We start from the raw sequence: 17,434 nt of genomic DNA on the forward strand, positions 1-17,434 counted from the left end.
TGCCGTGGACCGGCAGATGTGTCGAGCGCTTCAACGTGCCGAGTAGTGCTTCGCCAGGTGCACGAGCTCGCGTGTCCACAGCTCGGTCTCGTCACCGGAGCGTGAGAAAGGGGCGCGGCGAGCGAGCTGGAAAAAGCCCCCGGACGGCCATGCCGTGGACTTGAGTACGACGAGGGCGGACAGCATGGGCAGACACCCATCAGGGCTCTCCCGCAAGGACGCGTCCTCCAGCAGGTAGGACATCGGCCCACGGTGTGCAGGGACATCGTGTCCCTGCACGTCCAGTTCGGCGCTGAGTGCGCTGTACGTGAGGGGCTCGGCACCGGTGGCAGCACGCGCTTGCAGGATCCGGACCATGACATCCAGGGCCTGCTCGAACTCCGGCGTGTTCCTCTTCATGCGCCCTCCCCAGGACTACGACTGACACGGTAATGGATCAGAGTGGTGGTGCGTGACGGTTCATGTACGCAGGGTGCGCTTGCGTCCGCCGAGTGGGTCCCGCGGTCATGCACTCGTGCTCGCGCCCACGGTGGCCGAATGGTTCGACACCTTGGGCATCGTCTCGTTGGGGGAGCGGCGCAGCAGCTTCATGCTGCGGCCCTCGACCCAAGCATTCCAGGACTTGAGGTAGTACAGGAGGTGCTCGCGGGAGTCGTCGCGGCGTCGATGTGCCTTACCGCTGGCCAGGCTGAGCATCGTGTTGCGCAGGGTGAGACGCGGGTCGCCGGACTCCAGCAGCGCGCCCGTGATGATGCCGTCCCGCCACGCGGTCTGGTCGATGTCGGGGCGTGTCCCTGTGGTGACGTACCAGCCGATGGTTGCTGCCGTGACAGTGATGCGGCAGGCGCGACTGAGTGCGATGCCGTGCTGGAGCGCGTCGCGGATGCCGGGGTGCTTGTCCAGCATCACCAGCAGCTGGTCGTTGCTGGTGGTCGACGATCCGCCGCTCCAGGCGGAGTTCGGGACGTGCAGATAGAGGTGGAGCCCGCGCAAGGCTGCCGCGAGGTGTGTGGCGTTGGTCTCGCCGACGAGTGCGAGCGTGTCCCGGCCGGTGCGCTTGCGGCCGGTGTCCATGACTGTGAACGCAGTGCGGGGCACCCCGTGTGTGACGGTCAGCGGCACCGCGATACCTGCCTTGGCGATCGCTGCGAGTCGGTGCTGGCCGTCGATCAGCACGTCGTCCTCGTCGAAGGCGATGCCCTGGTGCGTGAGCTGCCATTCGCCGCGCTGGATCTGGGCGGCAAGCTGCTGGACGGTGCCCTTGCTGAGGGGGCGGTTACTGGTGTTGTGCGTGAGCCACTCGACGGCCAACTCGGGAGAGACGTTGAGGATTTCCATGTGCATGGTGGTGGCCCCTTTGGGTGAGCGGCGGCGACGCAAGGCGGCTGATGAGTGCGTGACAAGCTTGCATCGGCATTGTGAACTAAGTCAACCAGTCCATATTACTGTTCACGCGCCGCGGGTGTGGATTGAGTCGCTGCTGTGAGGCTCTGGTGCACCCGCTCTGCGCCACTTCCCCTGGTACGCTCGCCGCGTGTGCTGAGTTCACACGTGAAGTGGTGGGGGTGTGCTGGGGGCGCGTGCAAGACCGGCGCTTCGGGTGGCCGGGGCGGGATTTCACAAGTGGCCACCTTGTCGGCGGCCCTCAGCGGCAGTGGGGTGGCGCGTGAGCCAGAGCGAGAACATGCTGGGTGACGGCATTCAGCCGGTCGGTTCCGTGCATCAGTACGACGACGGGTTGATTGTCCGGGTCGACGATGTCGTGCCGTACGAGTTGGTGGACGCCGGTGACTCCCACGGGTACCGGCAGGGTGATGACCTCATCCGTTGCACCCTGTACCTCAGCAACGGAACGGGGCAGCCCATCGATATGGGCGGGATCCGTCTGGCGGTCCGCGGAGGGACGTACGGAAAGTCAGCCCGGCAGGTGCTCGACTACCGGACCGAAACGCTCGATGACGAGTTGGACGGCACTCTGCGCACGGGGCGGCGGCTCTCGGCGACCTGGGCGTACAGCATTCCGGCCGGAACGGCTGGAGAGCTCGACTTCGAAGTGCAGTTCAGGAGCGGGGACGCGCGGGAGAGCGTCACCTTCACCACCGCACACCCGTCTCGCCCGGTCGATCCCCGGGTTCCCGCCGCCCGGACGGCACCTACAGCACTGCCCGACCAGGCAGTGCTGTTCGGTGACGATCAACGGTCGCTGTTCGACACGGCGGAGCCGGAACCGGACGTTTCCGGTGACTACGTTGTCCGCCCGAGCGCTCCCGTGAAGATCCCCGCTCTGTCCACGGAAAAGACCGATGCCGCCCGCGTCCGGCAGATCTTCCGCTTCCTTGCCGAAGCCGAGGAGTCCAAGGCCAGGCCCGTCCGCACTCTCGACGGCGCAGCAGGGGCCGTGTGGTTCGAGGAACTGCCGGACGACCCCGGCGTCGCCGTGATGGTCGACGGGGCGCTGCAGACCGACGACCCGGCCTGGCTGACTGTCGCACGGCCGGAGCGTGAGGACGCTCCCCAGCCGAAGCCACTGCTGGCGCCCTGGGTGGACGAAACCCGGATCCGAGACTTCAAGCAGACCCGTGCACCCCATCTGCGGCGGCGGATCGAACCCGAATTTCCGGACTGGTCACAGGGCATCCCGCTGGAGAAGACGTACCACGAACTGGACGCGCACCCGAAGCGGGAAAAGATCGAGAAGCTGTATGCGGCGTGGGAGCAGGAGTGGGCCGCCTGGGCGGAGCGGCGCCGGGCGATCGACCCGCTCGTGAAGCTCTACGACCGGCTCCACAAGATGCACGAGGATGCCGCGAATCTTGGTGAGGCCTACGAACTCGTTGTCGGGTTCGGGCGGTTGACCTGGGAGACGACCTCCGGCCAGCGCGTGGAACGGCACCTTGTCACCCACCGGGCCACCGTGCAGCTCGACCCGTCGACCGGCACCCTTACGGCTGCCCCTGACCCGAGCGGCGTCGGCATGGAGCTCGAAGAGGGCATGCTCGACGGCGCACAGCACGTCCCGGGCCCCGTCCGGGAGGAGATCGTGGGTGTCCTCGACGGCGCATCGGATGCCACGGACCCCGAACAGCTCGATGCCCTGCACACCGCTCTGCGCAGCTGGGTCAATGCCGCTCACAGTGCCGGAAGCTATACGCCGGCCGTGGAGCGCGTCAGGCCCCGCAGTCTGGATGTGCCACATGTCGGACTCGCCCCGGCACTCGTACTGCGCGAGCGCAACAGGCGTTCCACCCTTGATGCGCTCAAAGCCATCGCTCGCCAGATCGACGGCGGCACGCCTCCCACCGAGCTGCTCGGCTACATCGCGGGTCGCGACGGGGCCCTCACGGCAGCCGGCCTCGCGGCGGCCCAGGACGGCGGGGCACAGACCGACAGCGGTGAGATGTACTTCGCCCTCCCGGCAAACGAGGAGCAGCGCACCATCGCCGAACGGCTGCGGGCCAACAGGCTCGTCGTCGTCCAGGGGCCGCCCGGGACCGGCAAGACGCACACCATCGCCAACCTGGTGACCGACCTGTTGGCACAGGGCAAGCGTGTCCTGATCACCAGCCACACCCCCCGTGCCCTGCGCGTGCTGCGGGACAAGCTGCCGGAGTCCGTGCGCGACTTGTGTGTCAGCCGCACCGAGGACGGCGCTGCCGCGCAGCGTGAACTGGAAGCGTCCGTCAGCAAGATCCTGAGCGAATACGCCGGTTACGACCCGAATGCGTCGCAGCGCGAGATCCGGACGCTGCAGGCCCGGCTCACCGCAGCCCGGTCCGCACAGCAGGCCATGCTGCGCGACCTTGCCGTTCTGCGGCAGCAGGAGACCCACCGCTTCGAGGCGGAGATCGGCGACTACAGCGGGAGTCTCCAGGAGATCGCCGAGCGACTCGCGGGCGAGGCCGGCACGTACGACTGGATCGGCAAGGTCCCACAGGAACAACCGGCCCTGAGCGCCGAGGACGCATTGCGGGTTCTGTACACCACCCGTGCCTTCACTCCCCACCACCAGGCCCTCGCTGCCGAGGTGCCCGGCCCCTCCGAGCTGCCGAGCCCCGGTGACTTCGAAGAAGCCGTCGAGGTCGTGCGCTCCGCAGAGGACGCGCACGCGGCCGTGCGACAGGACGTGCTGAGTCAGCAGTACGACGCGGCTATCCGTAGTCTCGCCGAGGACGAGCAGGAACGGGTCTCGGCCGCCCTCGACGCCTTCGCCGGTGCCCGCGTACGGGCCGGGTCGTTGGCTGCCGCAGCCGGTGAGTGGGCCGTCGCCCTGCTGCGTGAAGTAGGCGCAGGTCAGGACTGGCAGACCCGCAGCAGACACGCCGCCGTGACAGAAGCCCTCGCCACCGCCGACGCCTCGCTCTCGGCCATGGGTAACGCCATGGTCAGCGGACTGGAGCAGTACGATCCGGTCACCGCGCTCGGCCAGGCCACCGCGCTGCACGACGGACTGAAGCAGGGGCAGAAACTGCGGGGCTCGCTCGGAATGCGCTCGAAGCTGTCCAAGGCCGTCGGACCGTTCGTGGAGGCCGTCCGTGTCGATGGGAGGGCACCTGAGGACGTCGGCACGACCGTCGTCGTGCTCGCCCGCATCCAGCTCGAACTTCGACTGGCTCAGGTGGAGTGCGAGTGGGGCACTCCGGCGAATCCCTGGCAGGGGCACGGTCCGCGCCTCGCCCGCCTGCGGCAGGAGGCCGAGGCGCTCGACGCTCTCCTTGCCGTCGCGGCAGCGCGTACCGAGGTGCTCACGGCCGCTGCCACTTCGCAGGAACTGGCCGTCGCGACCTGGCACGACCAGTCCGTCGAGAGCGCCGTACGGGCGCTGCTACGAGCGGCCACCACGCTCCGTGCGGCCGAGCAGTCGCGCCGTGTCATCGCCGCCACAGAGGAACTTCTCCGCGCTTGGAGCGACCGGGCCGGTGTCTCGCCTGCAGTGGCACGGGCCCTGGACGCCGTCCGCGCCCGGAACCCGGAGGGCTACCGGGAATTCAGCCAGGAGCTCGCAGAGGTCCGCGAGGCGGCCCGGCTGCGTGCCGAGCAGCACGTGGCGCTCGTCCGCGCGCAGGCAACCTTCCCTTCGCTGGCCGAGAGGATCACGGGGACACCGGAGGACAACACCTGGGACACGCGCCTTGCCGCCCTGGCCGAGGCCTGGGCCTGGTCCGCCTGGCGCGAGCGCATGGAACGGCTCACCGACCCGGACGCCGAGCGCACCCTGCGGGGGCGGCTCACCGAGGCTGACGGCGAGGCCCGGATCATGCTCGCGCGCCTCGCCGCGGCACGCGCCTGGCACCGTTGCCTGGGGCTGCTGACCGGTGACCAGTCGCGTGCGCTCAGCGCGTATCAGCAGGCCGCCCGTCGCATCAAGGGCAAGTACCAGCACCGCTACCGGCGTGACGCCCAGGCCGCCCTGCGCAAGGCGCAGACGGCCGTACCCGCCTGGATCATGCCCCTGCACCAGGTCGCGGAGACCGTCCCCATGGACCGACCCGGCCTGTTCGACGTAGTCATCGTCGACGAGGCAAGCCAGTCCGGTCTCGAGGCCATGCTCTTGAGTTGGCTCGCTGACCGCATGGTCGTCGTCGGCGACAGCAAGCAGGTCAGCCCCTCCAACGTCGGACTCAAGCAGGACGAGTACTTCCACCTCAGGGACCGGTTGCTCACCGGACTCGAGACGGACGTCCGCAGCCTCTTCGGCCCGGAGTCCAGTTTCTTCGACCTCACCGAAGCACTCTCCGCGGGCCGGGGCACGCTCATGCTCAAGGAGCACTTCCGGTGCATGCCGGAGATCATCTCCTTTTCCAACGACCTCTGCTACAACGGCCGGCTACAACCTCTGCGCCAGTACGGTGCCGACCGCCTGCCGCCCGTACGCACCGTGTACGTCGGCAACGGCGAGGCCCTCGGCGCCAACAGTCGTCTGGCCAATGCAGCCGAGGCCGAGGCGCTCGTCTCCGAGATCGTGCGCTGCTGCGCCGACCCCTCGTACGAGGGGAAGACCATGGGTGTCATTAGCCTCCGCGGAAGCAAGGCACACCTGGCGGAGCTGGAGAACCTGCTTGCCGAGCGCCTCGACTACGAGCAGCGGGAGGAGCGGCGCATCAGGGTCGGCGACGCCGAGGACTTCCAGGGAGACGAGCGCAATATCATGTTCATCTCGTGCGTCAACTCGCCCACCACGGCCGCTGGGACAGTGCCTGGAGGCTTCACCGGCAAGACGTACGAGCAGCGCCTGAACGTGGCCGCCTCCCGCGCCCAGGACCAGGTGTGGGTGTTCCACAGTGCCCGCGCCGAGCAGTTCCACGAGAACGACCTGCGCCGCCAGTGGCTCGACCACCTCACCCGGCCCGCCGAGGAGGAAACCGCCGCGGTCGACGGGAAGGTGCTGCCCGACGTGCGGCACGAGGCGTTCGACAGTCTCTTCCAACAGCAGGTGTACCTGGAACTGACCCGGCGCGACTACCGTGTCCGCCCCGGCTACAAGGTCGGCCGGCATGCCATCGACCTGGTCGTCGAGGGTGGCACGCGGCGGCTCGCCGTGGCGTGCGACGGCGACACCTTCGCGGAGGGTGAGGACGCCTCGACGGCAGCTGCCCGGCAGCGCGATCTGGAGCGGGTGGACTGGACGTTCGTACGGATCCGGGGAAGCCGCTTCCACCTTGACCGGGAGCAGGCGCTGGCACCGCTCTGGGTGGAGCTGGAACGGCTTGGGATCAAGCCTGTCAGGCAAGAGTACCGGGCCGTCGAGGACGGGACAGATGTGAGCGCCCGGGAGGAGGCAGATGCCGACGAGGGATCGGCCGAACCCGAATCGGAGGCCGTGGGGGTGGACGCCGACGCCGAGGGTTCTGCGCCACAGACTGCGGCCGTACCCGCCCCGCCCGTTCCGGCTCCGCAGGCAGTGGCACCGGCGACTCCTACGCCTCCGACGCCCTCGACACGGGTTTCTGGGGTGCCGTCGCCCACAGTGTCGGTACCGGCCCCCGTCGCCGCCCGCAAGGCGGCGGAGCACCGGGAGATCACCCATACCTCCCCGGGTGCCTTCCCCGTACGGGAGATCCCGGCGGCAGCCTTCCAGCGGCTGGTTCGCGAGATGCAGCAGCTGCAGGCTGCGGTCGACGCACCCAGCGACACGCCGGAGGGCCTCGACGCACCCGAGCTGGTGTTCCTACGCCGGACGCAGGCCGATCAGCGCGACCGTCGCGCCAAGCGCCTCGTGTTCCTTCGGGCGTTCCTCGACTCTGTGGCAGTCGGCGGAACGGAAGCGCCGCAGGTGGTCGTCCCCGGTGCGCTTCTCGTCCTCGAGTTCGACGGCCGGGTCGACGAGGAGACGCTGTACACGGTCGCCGAACTGCCCGCGGAGGGCGCGGACACCGTCTCCCCCTCCTCGCCGCTCGGGCATGCCCTGATGTGGCAGCGAGTGGGGCGCGACCTCTCGTACAACGCCTCACATGACAAGGCGCACCGAGTCGTCGTCCGTGAGATCCGGGCCTGATCGCAGGGCCGCCGCCGACCCGCGAGGGTCCGCGGCGGCCACATCTCTCAGTCGGCGACCGGATCGAGCATGGGGCTTCGCTGGCCGCTCCACGAGACCGACAGGGCGTCACGGGCACGCGTGCACGCGACGAAGAGCAGGCAGTGCTCCGCCATCAGGTCGGACTGGTGCTGAACCGGGTCCACCTCCGCCGGGGTCACCTGCTGTGCGAAGGGCAGCACCTTGGACGTCACCCCGACCACGCCCACGCAGCGGAACTCCAGCCCCTTCATGGCGTGCATCGTCGCCACCCGGACCCCCGAGACCTCTGGGCCGGGGTCGTCCTTCACCGCGACCGCAGGGATGCCCTCCCGGCGCAGTCGGGCGATGACAGCATCGACGAGAGTGTTGAAACGGGCGCACACCGCGACCTCGGAGGGCTTCACCTTGTCCTTGTCGATCCAGTTCCGGATCTGCTCGGTCAGTGCCTTGAGTTCCTCGTCCTGGCTGTCGTACCCGTGTGCCGCAGGGAGGCCGCCGTGAAGCTGGGATCGGTAGCCCCGCAGTGAGTCGCGGCCTGCGTCGTCATCGTCGTCCTCGCCGAGCCTGCCCACCGGCTGCCCGTCGAGCAAGGACGCCGACCAGCGGAGAATCTCCTCCGTGCTGCGGTAGTTGAGGCGCAGCCGGGACGTTCGGCCGCGGACGTGGACGCCCAGCGACCGCAGTGAGACCCGGGAGTCGTAGACCCGCTGGTGGGGGTCGCCGACCAGGAACATGTCGTCGGACTGCGGCGCCACGGATGCGCGCAACACGCGCCACTGGGCCGGGTGCAGGTCCTGCGCCTCGTCGACGACCACGTGACGGTAGCGCGGACCGCTGTCTGCGAGGCAGCGCGCGGCCTGGTCGCACAGCTGGGTGTACGTTGCGGAATCCCGGGAGGACAGATCGGCGGTAAAGCGCTCCATCACGCGCCAGAGCCGGGCCCGTTGCACCCGCCCCACCTGTGTCCCGCGCCCCCGCCGTACACAGCGCAGATACTCCTCGGGCGTGCGGAGCCCCTGGGCGAGTACGACGTTACGGAATTCCTGGGACAGGAACTGTTCGGTCCAGGGCAGGTCCTCACGGGCGGTGGCCCTCGTCCAGGCACTCCTCTCCGCCGCGCCGGAGAGGGGTTTGGGGGCGCTGCCCCTCGCTCCCCGGACGACCCGGGCGGCGAGCGAGTCCACGGTGGTCACGTCGACGCGCTTCAGGAGGTGCGCGTCCGTCTCGCCGAGCAGGAGCGCCAGACTGTCCCGCAGTGCGGCCGCCATGGCGTTGGTGAAAGTGGTCAGCAATATCCGGTCGTCCTCCTGGCCGGTGCGCAGCAAGTGGCGCACACGGTGCAGGGCGACCACCGTCTTGCCGGTTCCCGGACCGCCTGTGACCTGAGCCGGACCGTTGAAGCCCGGGTGGTACGCGTACCGCTTCTGGGCGGGATGGAGGAAGATCCGCCAGCGTGCGAGGTCCTCGGTGAGGATGCGTTCCAGCTCACCCGGACCAGTCACCTCCACGAGGCGGTCGGGGCTGTTGAGGATCGCCTCGGCGAGGGTGACGGCGGGCCGGTCCTCGGCCGTGCGGACCATCTGACCACGTGAGGCGATCAGCTGCTCCCAGACCTCCTGGACCGGGTAGTCGGCCGCCAGGTACTCCAGCACCTCGTACTGGTCGGCCGGCATCATCGGCGGGGCCATGACCGTCAGGTCGTCGGCGGTGACGCAGACCCGGGCGAGTCGCAGGACCTGGTCGTCGATGCCCAGGTCACGCAGCACGGTGTCCGAGTGCCGCTCGAAGAGACGCGCGGGAGTGGCGACCGCCTTGCTCTCGAAGTACGTCTCCATCTGCTCCAGGGCCTCGACGTTGCGCACTTCGAGGCCGCCGGTCGCGCTGTTGACGGAATAGGCGCGCTTGCAGGCCCAGTGGATCGCCTCGTCGTGGGTGGCGACCCGCAGCAGGGTGAACAGTTCGCTGCCGTCGTCGGGGGCGAGAAGGACACCGCGGTAGGACTTGGTGATGCGAATCGTTCGGATCCGTCGGTCGCGAGCCCGCTCCAGCTTCTCCAGATGCATGCCCTTGCTGGCGTGCAGTTGGGGGACAGTCAGACTCCGAAACATCTGGATCGCTTCGTTGACCTCCTTCTGCACAGGTCTCTGCAGCGAGATGAGGTCCGCGACGAAGTCGTCGGAGAGGGCGAGTCGGGGCATGGGCGTCCTCAGATCGCTGGGCGGCCGGCGGCCGGTGGTCGTGGAACAGAGTAGATACTCAGCACCGGCGGAAGCGAGACGGCAGGCAGGTATTGTGTGAACTGAGTCAACGATCTATGTTGGGCGGGTCGTTGTATGTAATACCTCACTTCACGGCCCGTTCCCGTCCGGAAGGACCACCACATGCCGGCCCAGCCCGACCCGGCCGCCGTCCCGCATCCGCTCGACGAAGTGCCCCAGACCTTCCTCTCCGGCGACTCGTACGGTGTGCGGGACGGACTCGTCACCTATATCCGACGTGATCTGCTGGGGCCGTGGGACGGTGAGACCGAGACGTTGCCAGGGTCGTCCTCGGGACCCCGCGACCGGTATCTCGTCGGAATGCTGGGGCCGCGGCCCCACGCCACGACTTCCGACGGCATCGCCCTGGCCGCCGCGCAGAGCGCGGACAGCGAATCCGGGGACGAGGGAAAGGGCGACGACAGCGAACCCAGGGACCACCTGACCCCGCAGGCAGCCGGCCATATCTGGGCCTCCTCCATGGGGCTCTCCTTCACCGTACCTGCCTCCGTCGGCACGCTCAGTGTCACCGCTCGCTGGGGCCGCTACACCCAGTCCGAGGAAGCCACGGACCAGGGAACAACCCGCAAGGTATGGGCACGTGAGCCGGTGGAGTACCCGGTCGACATCGACGTCACCAGTGCGGCAGGCCGGACCGTTCCTCTCGAGGGCGCCATCGTCCTCGACGTACAGGTACGCCACCACAGTTCGGGCAGCGGCGAGGACCTGCGTATCGTCGAATTGGCCCTGGTGAACGGGCAGGAGGACAGCCGCGACGCGCGTGACGCCCGCTGGCTCTTCCAGGTCGGTATCGAAGTCACCGCTTTCCCCGACGATCAGGCGGCGGTGTTCTTCCCCGTCGACGATCCCCTCGATCCGGCGAACCGGGGCAACGCTCCCGAAGACCCCGAGGACCGTCGCCTGCGCCTCCTGTACCGGGACAGCCTCAGCCACGCCAACGGCCGCAATGTCGCCGTGCACGCCCACGTACGAGACGGCGAACGCAACGCACACCGGCTCGCCACCACCTGGCTGCCCGAATACGACGTCCGGGCCACCACCGCGCCCACCGTCCAGGACCTGGATCTGCTGCGCGGCCTGGAGCTCGGCATGGACGAACTCGCGGAGATGGCCGTACCGGGGCGAGGCAGCGAACTCAGCGCAGCCCTCGCCCCACTGGCGGACGGCTACGCTGCCTGGCTCGAACAACAGCGTCGCAGCGCCCGTTCGCTGCCGGAGGACCTGCGCGAATCGGCCCTCGTCGCCATCGAGCAGGCCTTGGAGATCTGTGACCGCATCACGCTGGGCATAGACACACTCGCCGCTGACGACACCGCTCTCGCAGCGTTCCGGTTCGCCAACCGGGCCATGGCGCTCCAGCGCCGCAACACTTCCATCGCCACCGCCAGGGCAGGTCGTGAGGACGACAACGGCTCCTACCGCGAGGCCAGGGACGAGGTGTACGACAAAGGCAAGGAGGGGGCCAGCTGGCGCCCGTTCCAGCTCGCCTTCGTGCTGCTCAACCTCGCCTCCCTCAGCGCTCCGGGTCACCCGCACCGCGGGACGGGGCGCGAGGCCCTCGTGGACCTGCTGTTCTTCCCGACCGGTGGTGGCAAGACCGAGGCCTACCTCGGACTCGCCGCGTACACCTTCGCGTTGCGCCGCCTGCAGGGAACTATCGGTTCCGGCGCACAGGCACGCAGTGGGGAGGCGGGTGTCGGCGTCCTCATGCGCTACACCCTGCGCCTGCTGACTGCCCAGCAGTTCCAGCGCGCCGCCGCTCTCGTGACCGCCTGCGAGGTACTGCGCCGCGAGGAGTTCGCACGGGATGTGCGCTGGGGCGCCACCCCGTTCCGTATCGGACTGTGGGTCGGGACCTCCGTCTCGCCCAACTGGTTCGACGAGGCCAAGGAGCAGATCGCCGGCGCCCGCGAGAGCGCAAGCGACAAGCACGCCAGGGTCCTGCAAGTCCTCACCTGCCCGTGGTGCGGGAGCGGTCTGACCGCGCGCTCCCACATGGAGTACGACGAGGCCCGGCGCCGGGTCCTGCTGTACTGCCCGCGCGGCGAGGGACCGGACCGATGCCCGTTCTCGAGGCTGGAATCCCCCGGTGAGGGCATCCCCGTCCTGACGGTCGACGAGGAGATCTACCGGCTCGCACCGTCCCTGCTGATCGCAACCGTCGACAAGTTCGCCCAGCTTCCCTGGAACGGGTACGCGGGCCTGCTGTTCGGCCGGGTCACCGAGATCTGCCCGCGTCACGGCTACCGGCACGACGACTTGGACGCCAAGACCGGCTGCGGCAGTCGGCACCACGCCAAGGGCGACCTGCCAGGCGTCACCGCGCAGCCCGTCACGCGCCTCCGGCCGCCGGACCTGATCATCCAGGACGAGCTGCACCTGATCTCCGGTGCTCTCGGCACCACCGTCGGTCTGTTCGAGTCCGCCATTGACCAGCTGTGCACCTGGAGCTTCACCGATGCCCAGGGGCAGCAGCGCGAGGCCGGGCCCAAGATCGTCGCATCAACGGCAACCACCAAGCGCGCCGCGGACCAGGTGCTCGGCGTCTTCGGCCGGAAGGTCGCCGTCTTCCCTCCACAGGTTCTGGACGTCGGCGACACCTTCTTCTCCCGGCAGGTCGAACTAAGCCGAGAGAACCCCGGCAGGCGCTACCTCGGCGTGTGCGCCCACGGCACCCGGCTCAAGGCCGCCGAGATCCGGGTCGCCGAGATCCTGCTGCTGGCGGGACAGCAGCTCTTCGACGACTACGGCAAGCCTGCCGACCCGTACATGACTCTCGTCGGCTACTTCAATGCCACCCGTGAACTCGCTGGTATGCGGAGGTACATGGATGACGACATCACCACCCGGGTGCGTTCCAACGGAAGCCGGAAAGGGCAGGACACCCTTTCCGACCGCATCGTCAGCCGAACCGGCATGCTCGGTATTCAGGAGCTGACGTCGCGCATCTCCTCCGCCGACATCGGCGCCGCACTCAAGAGGTTGGAGACCGGCTTCGACCCGGAACGCGATACCTCTGTCCGGCGGCGTGCCTTCCTGCGCGAGTACGCCATCGCCATCAAGGAGAAGCGAGAGCCCCGTGCCTCGATGACCCCGATGGCCCGGCAGGCCGTCGACGTCGCCCTCGCTACCTCCATGCTTCAGGTCGGTGTCGACGTCTCACGGTTCGGCCTGATGCTGGTCGTCGGCCAGCCCAAGAACACCGCCGAATACATCCAGGCGTCGTCACGGGTCGGACGTGACTCCAAGCGCCCTGGGCTCGTCGTCACCCTCTACAACTGGGCTCGCCCGCGCGACCTCGCCCACTACGAGGACTTCGAGCACTACCACGCCACCTTCTACCGGCAGGTCGAAGCGCTCTCCGTCACCCCGTTCACCCGCCGGGCCCTTGACCGGGGAGTCGCCGCCACCTACGTCGCCGCGCTGCGTCAGGCAGCGTACGAGACCTCCCGCAACCTGGACGCCCATGTGGTCGACCTGGACGGACCGCTCGCGGCCGAGGTGGAGCGCCGCTTCCTGGACCGGGCCGAAAGGGTGGGCCAAGAACGTGCCCGCGAATACCTCAGCGAGCGTCTGGACCGGTTGAAGGACGAATGGCGCCGTAAGCGCGACGAGAGCAGTGCGGCCCTCGGCTACCGGCGGGAGAAGCGCAAGAACACCATCGTGAGCGGACTCCTGCGTCGAGCCGACGGCTCGCAGTGGACCGAGCTCACCGTCGGTATGTCCATGCGCGAGACGGAGAACGAGATCAACCTGCTGCTGCCGGGCGGCGGGGCATTCCTCGACGAACCCGCGGGTGCGGGCCCCGACTGGAACTTCGGCGCGGCAGGCACCGATGCGGACTCTGACGACGCGGCCGTCGTGGACAGCGACGAGTACGGGCCCACCACCACCGGCGGAGCCGGGAAGGGACAGCGATGAGCTTCAACTCCAACCGCCGGGTCGGCGCAGTCCGCCCCAGCCACCTCATGTTCACCACGGGCATCGGCTCCCTCGTCGACCTGCCCAACTTTTCCGTCCTTGTCAAAGGGCTCGATTTCTGGAGCTACTCGGGCGTCACCGACTACGGCATCGACGAACCCCGCCTGCGAGCCGCCGCCAACCGCTCTCTCCAGCGCTACGGGCGCTCCCAGATCGAGCAGTTGCGGGCCGCACCGTGGCTGGAAGGCGGGGACACCGATCCCAAAGGCTCGGCCGCGCAGGGGACCGGCGTGCCCGTCACACCGTTCCCGCAGTGGCTACGGTGCACCGCGTGCAACGTCCTGGCGGCCGTCGACTCGGGCGAGTTCACGTTCATCAACTCCAACCCGCGCACCCCGCACGAGGCGAAGTTCGTCCACGACTGCAAGCGGGGCAAGCCCCTGGCTGTCGCGGCCCGATTCACGCTTGTCTGCACCGCCGGCCACCTGGACGAATTCCCCTACACGGCCTACGTCCACCACGGCCAGAACTGCTCCAAGACTGCTCGCCCCAAGCTGCGCATGAAAGACCACGGCGGCAACCAGGCAGCCAACGTCACGATCGAATGTGTCGCCTGCGGCACCAAGCGCAACATCCGTGAGGCCATGGGCGAACGGGGGCGCCGCAACCTCCCCCACTGCCGGGGGCACCACCCGCATCTGGGCTCCTTCAGCCCGAAGGGCTGCAGTGAGCAGGCCGTACTGATGGTTGCCGGCGCGTCCAACCAGTGGTTCCCGCTGACTCTCAGCGCCCTCGCACTGCCCAAGGGGCAGGGTGGTGACATCGACAAGCTTCTCGAGGACCACTGGCCGGAGCTGCAGGGCATCGGATCCCGGGAGAACTACGAGCTCCTCGCGGGCATTCCGGCCTTTGGCTATCTCAGGGAGTTCGACGCGGACGCCTTGGTCGCGGCCATCGCGGCCCGCAAGGAGGGAGCCGACGGGCCGGTCCCCTCGGCTCCCGACGTCCAGGAGAGCCTGTACGGCCCCGAATGGGATGCCCTGTCCGGTCCCGTCCCTCGGCCGAGCGACGACTTCGCGCTACGGCAGGTCCCCGTACCGGAACCGCTGGGCGAACTGTTCTCCGATCTACGGCAGGTCGAACGGCTTCGTGAGGCACGCGCGTTGATCGGCTTCACCCGCCTCGACGCGCCCGATCCGGAGTCACCGGAAATCGGCTACCAGGTCGGCCTCTCACGCACTGCACAGAACTGGGTGCCGGCCAGCGAGGTACGCGGTGAGGGCATCTTTCTGCGTGTGCACGACGGACTGATGGCCGAATGGGTGGCGAGGGTGGAGAAGTCCTCACAGATGGAGGCCCACCGGGGAGCCTTCGGCCGCTTCCGTACCAACCGCAAGTCGGATCGCAAGACCAGTGACTTCGACCCTCTGCACGGCTGGCCCGGGGCGCGATACATCGCTCTGCACACCCTCTCGCACCTGTTGATCCGTACCATCGCGCTGGAGTGCGGCTACAACTCGGCCTCCCTCGCAGAGCGGATCTACGCAGGGGATGAGGGGAACCCGAGGACGGGCATCCTCATCTACACCGCCGTCCCGGACTCCGAAGGCACTCTCGGAGGCCTTGTCTCACTGGCGGAGGAGCGGGAGTTCGGCCGGATTGTCCGCCGTGCTCTGGCTGATGCCTCCCACTGCTCCGGCGACCCGCTGTGCTCGGAGAGGCTTCCGCACGATCCCGCCGACTTCCTCCATGGAGCTGCTTGCCACATCTGCCTCTTCGTCTCCGAAACCACGTGCGCTCGTGGTAACCGGTTTCTGGACCGCCGCTTCCTCGTTCCCCTTTCGGGAGACAAGGACCAGGTGCTCACGCCGGTGAGTCTGCTGCCGTGAGCAGGCGAAGGTTCGAGGCCGCGGCCGAGGCGGTTGCAGTGAGCCTCGGCCCTTCCCGCACGAAGGACCTTGCCGGGTTGCTGGCCCGGGGGCACAGCAAGGAGCGGGCGTTGACCGAGCTTGCGACGCCGGGGGTCCGGGAGGCCGTGGCGGAACTGTACGAAGAAATGGAGGCGGACGCACTGCCCAGCGCGGAGGCTGCGGCCTACCTGCGGGGCTATGTCGCGGCCCAGTTGCGCGCACGGGATGCCGTCCAGGTCAGGACGGTGTGGAGCGGGCCCGCCACACCCGGGGTGCCTGTTCGGGCAACCGCTCAGGTGCTGGTCGAAGTCATCGACGAGGCCCGTGACGAACTGCTCGCCATGACGTACGCGGCACGTCCCTACAGGGCGCTGACGCATGCCCTGACCGAGGCGACGGCCAGGGGAGTGCGGGTGCATGTGGTGGTCGAGACGCTGGCCGGCGCACGAGGCCTCCTCTCGGGCCGGGAACCGGCTGGTGCGTTCGCATCCATACCCGGGTTGCACCTCTGGCATTGGGTACGCGAACCGGCTGCCGGCTCCGCCTCGCGGCAGCACGCGAAACTCGCCGTCGCCGACCGGCGCGTCCTCTTCCTGGGCAGCGCGAACCTCACGGAATCCGCCGCCCGGCGCAATATCGAGGCAGGAGTCCTGGTACGGGGCGGGGACGCGCCGCGGCGGGCGGCCGAGCACGTCGAGGAGCTACAGCGCACAGGAGTGCTCCGGCCGCTCCGCGCGTGATCGCTCACAGCCTCAGGCGAGGTTCGAGCCGCCGTGGCCCGTCGCCGCTCTCGTCGCCTCGTCCGGCTTCCGCCGCATCGCGGACAGCAGGGTGACGACCGTGCCGGCGACCGCCCAGGCCGACAGCACCAGCAGGGGGCCGGTGACCGCGTTGCCCTTGAAGTACGCGATCGAGCGGGCCACCCAGGTTCCCGCGCCTGGCGGCAGGGCGGGGCCGATCGCGCGCCAGAAGTCCGGCAGCATCGGCAGCGGGAAGGCGCCGCCGGCGCTCGGGTTGCCCGCGATCACGATGATCAGCACGGCCAGGCCGATGCCGACGATGCCGGTGAGTGCCTCCAGGGCGAGAGTGGTCATGCCGACCGAGAAGACGACCAGGGCGCCGAGTCCGGACAGGGCCCACACGCTGCCCGGGAGTGCGCCGAGCACCGGTCCGACGATGACCGCGCCGCCGATCCCGCCCGCGATCGCGTACAGCGCCATGACTCCGGTGCGGATGAGCGCGCGCTGCCGGTTGGCGGGCCGGGTGCCCGCGCTGATCGCCAGGATCGAAGCGCAGAGGTAGCCGCCGACGCACCAGCCCACGACCAGGTAGAAGGACGACAGGCCGTCGAAGTCCTCCGGGGAGGCCGGGGCCACGTCCACGGCTCGCACCGTGCGCTGCCGGGGCTCCTCCGCCCTCGCGATGATCTTGACCAGGCTGTCCGCCAGTACGGTGCCGCCGCCGGAGGCGACGAGGACCGTGTCCGTCCTCCCGGTGGGGCTGACGACCAGGGCGCCGTCGATCTCGCGGTTCATGATCTGACTGCGGGCCTCGGCCGCGTCGCTCACCGCGCGCGGGTCCAGCGGGCCGCCCGGGAGGTCGCCCAGCTGGGTGACGAGCTGCCCGGACATCTGCTGCGGGGCCACGACGCCGAAGGGGACATCCGTCGGGTCGGGCTTGTGTAGCGCCCCGACGTACGACGCGATGAACAGCAGCTGCAGCCCGAGCACGCCGATGACGAGCAGTGCGGCCCGCGTGGTGACGGCGTTCTTCACTTCACCGGCGAAAGTCATGCCCCTACGGTCCGGGCG

At 68.9% G+C, this 17,434-nt stretch carries 8 protein-coding genes; 4 read left to right on the top strand and 4 right to left on the bottom strand.

Annotated elements, in window-relative coordinates; translation table 11 throughout:
• Nucleotides 1–30 precede the first annotated feature (30 nt).
• Both OG257_RS30225 and OG257_RS30230 read right to left on the bottom strand, forming a co-directional pair.
• Nucleotides 31–399, bottom strand: coding sequence for a hypothetical protein (locus tag OG257_RS30225; RefSeq protein ID WP_329212661.1), 369 nt, complete (start codon nt 397–399; stop codon nt 31–33).
• 105 nt (nt 400–504) lie between these two features.
• Nucleotides 505–1,344 carry a hypothetical protein gene (locus OG257_RS30230; protein ID WP_329212662.1) on the bottom strand — a complete coding sequence of 280 codons (840 nt, stop codon included), beginning with the start codon at nt 1,342–1,344 and terminating at the stop codon, nt 505–507.
• Between the two features lie 859 nt (nt 1,345–2,203).
• On the opposite strand from OG257_RS30230, the gene OG257_RS30235 reads away from it, so the two are divergent.
• On the top strand, nt 2,204–7,492 hold the full coding sequence (locus OG257_RS30235; RefSeq protein WP_443054582.1) for an AAA domain-containing protein: 5,289 nt from the start codon (nt 2,204–2,206) through the stop codon (nt 7,490–7,492).
• 47 nt (nt 7,493–7,539) lie between these two features.
• Here the strand turns inward: OG257_RS30235 and OG257_RS30240 are convergent, their stop codons facing one another.
• Entirely contained in the window at nt 7,540–9,711 is a 2,172-nt protein-coding gene (locus tag OG257_RS30240) for a UvrD-helicase domain-containing protein (RefSeq protein WP_329212664.1), read from the bottom strand.
• Nucleotides 9,712–9,894: 183 nt separating this feature from the next.
• Between OG257_RS30240 and drmA the strand changes: the two genes are divergently transcribed.
• The 3 genes from drmA to drmC are packed head-to-tail and all read left to right on the top strand — an operon-like array spanning nt 9,895 to nt 16,363.
• Nucleotides 9,895–13,713 (top strand): DISARM system helicase DrmA, encoded by a 3,819-nt coding sequence (gene drmA / locus OG257_RS30245; protein ID WP_329212665.1) that lies wholly within the window; start codon nt 9,895–9,897, stop codon nt 13,711–13,713.
• Complete coding sequence (locus OG257_RS30250) at nt 13,710–15,602, top strand: DUF1998 domain-containing protein (protein WP_329212666.1); 1,893 nt, start codon at nt 13,710–13,712, stop codon at nt 15,600–15,602. The genes drmA and OG257_RS30250 overlap by 4 nt, the downstream gene beginning before the upstream one ends.
• Nucleotides 15,599–16,363, top strand: a complete 765-nt coding sequence (drmC, locus tag OG257_RS30255) for a DISARM system phospholipase D-like protein DrmC (protein ID WP_329212667.1) — start codon at nt 15,599–15,601, stop codon at nt 16,361–16,363. The genes OG257_RS30250 and drmC overlap by 4 nt, the downstream gene beginning before the upstream one ends.
• Nucleotides 16,364–16,375: 12 nt before the next feature.
• Here drmC and OG257_RS30260 read toward each other — a convergent pair whose 3' ends face one another.
• The gene (locus OG257_RS30260) at nt 16,376–17,416 is read right to left on the bottom strand and encodes a DUF3533 domain-containing protein (protein WP_329212668.1); all 1,041 of its coding nucleotides are present in this window, start codon (nt 17,414–17,416) and stop codon (nt 16,376–16,378) included.
• Nucleotides 17,417–17,434: the final 18 nt, after the last annotated feature.

This window comes from Streptomyces sp. NBC_00683 (assembly GCF_036226745.1).
Classification (GTDB): Bacteria; Actinomycetota; Actinomycetes; order Streptomycetales; family Streptomycetaceae; genus Streptomyces.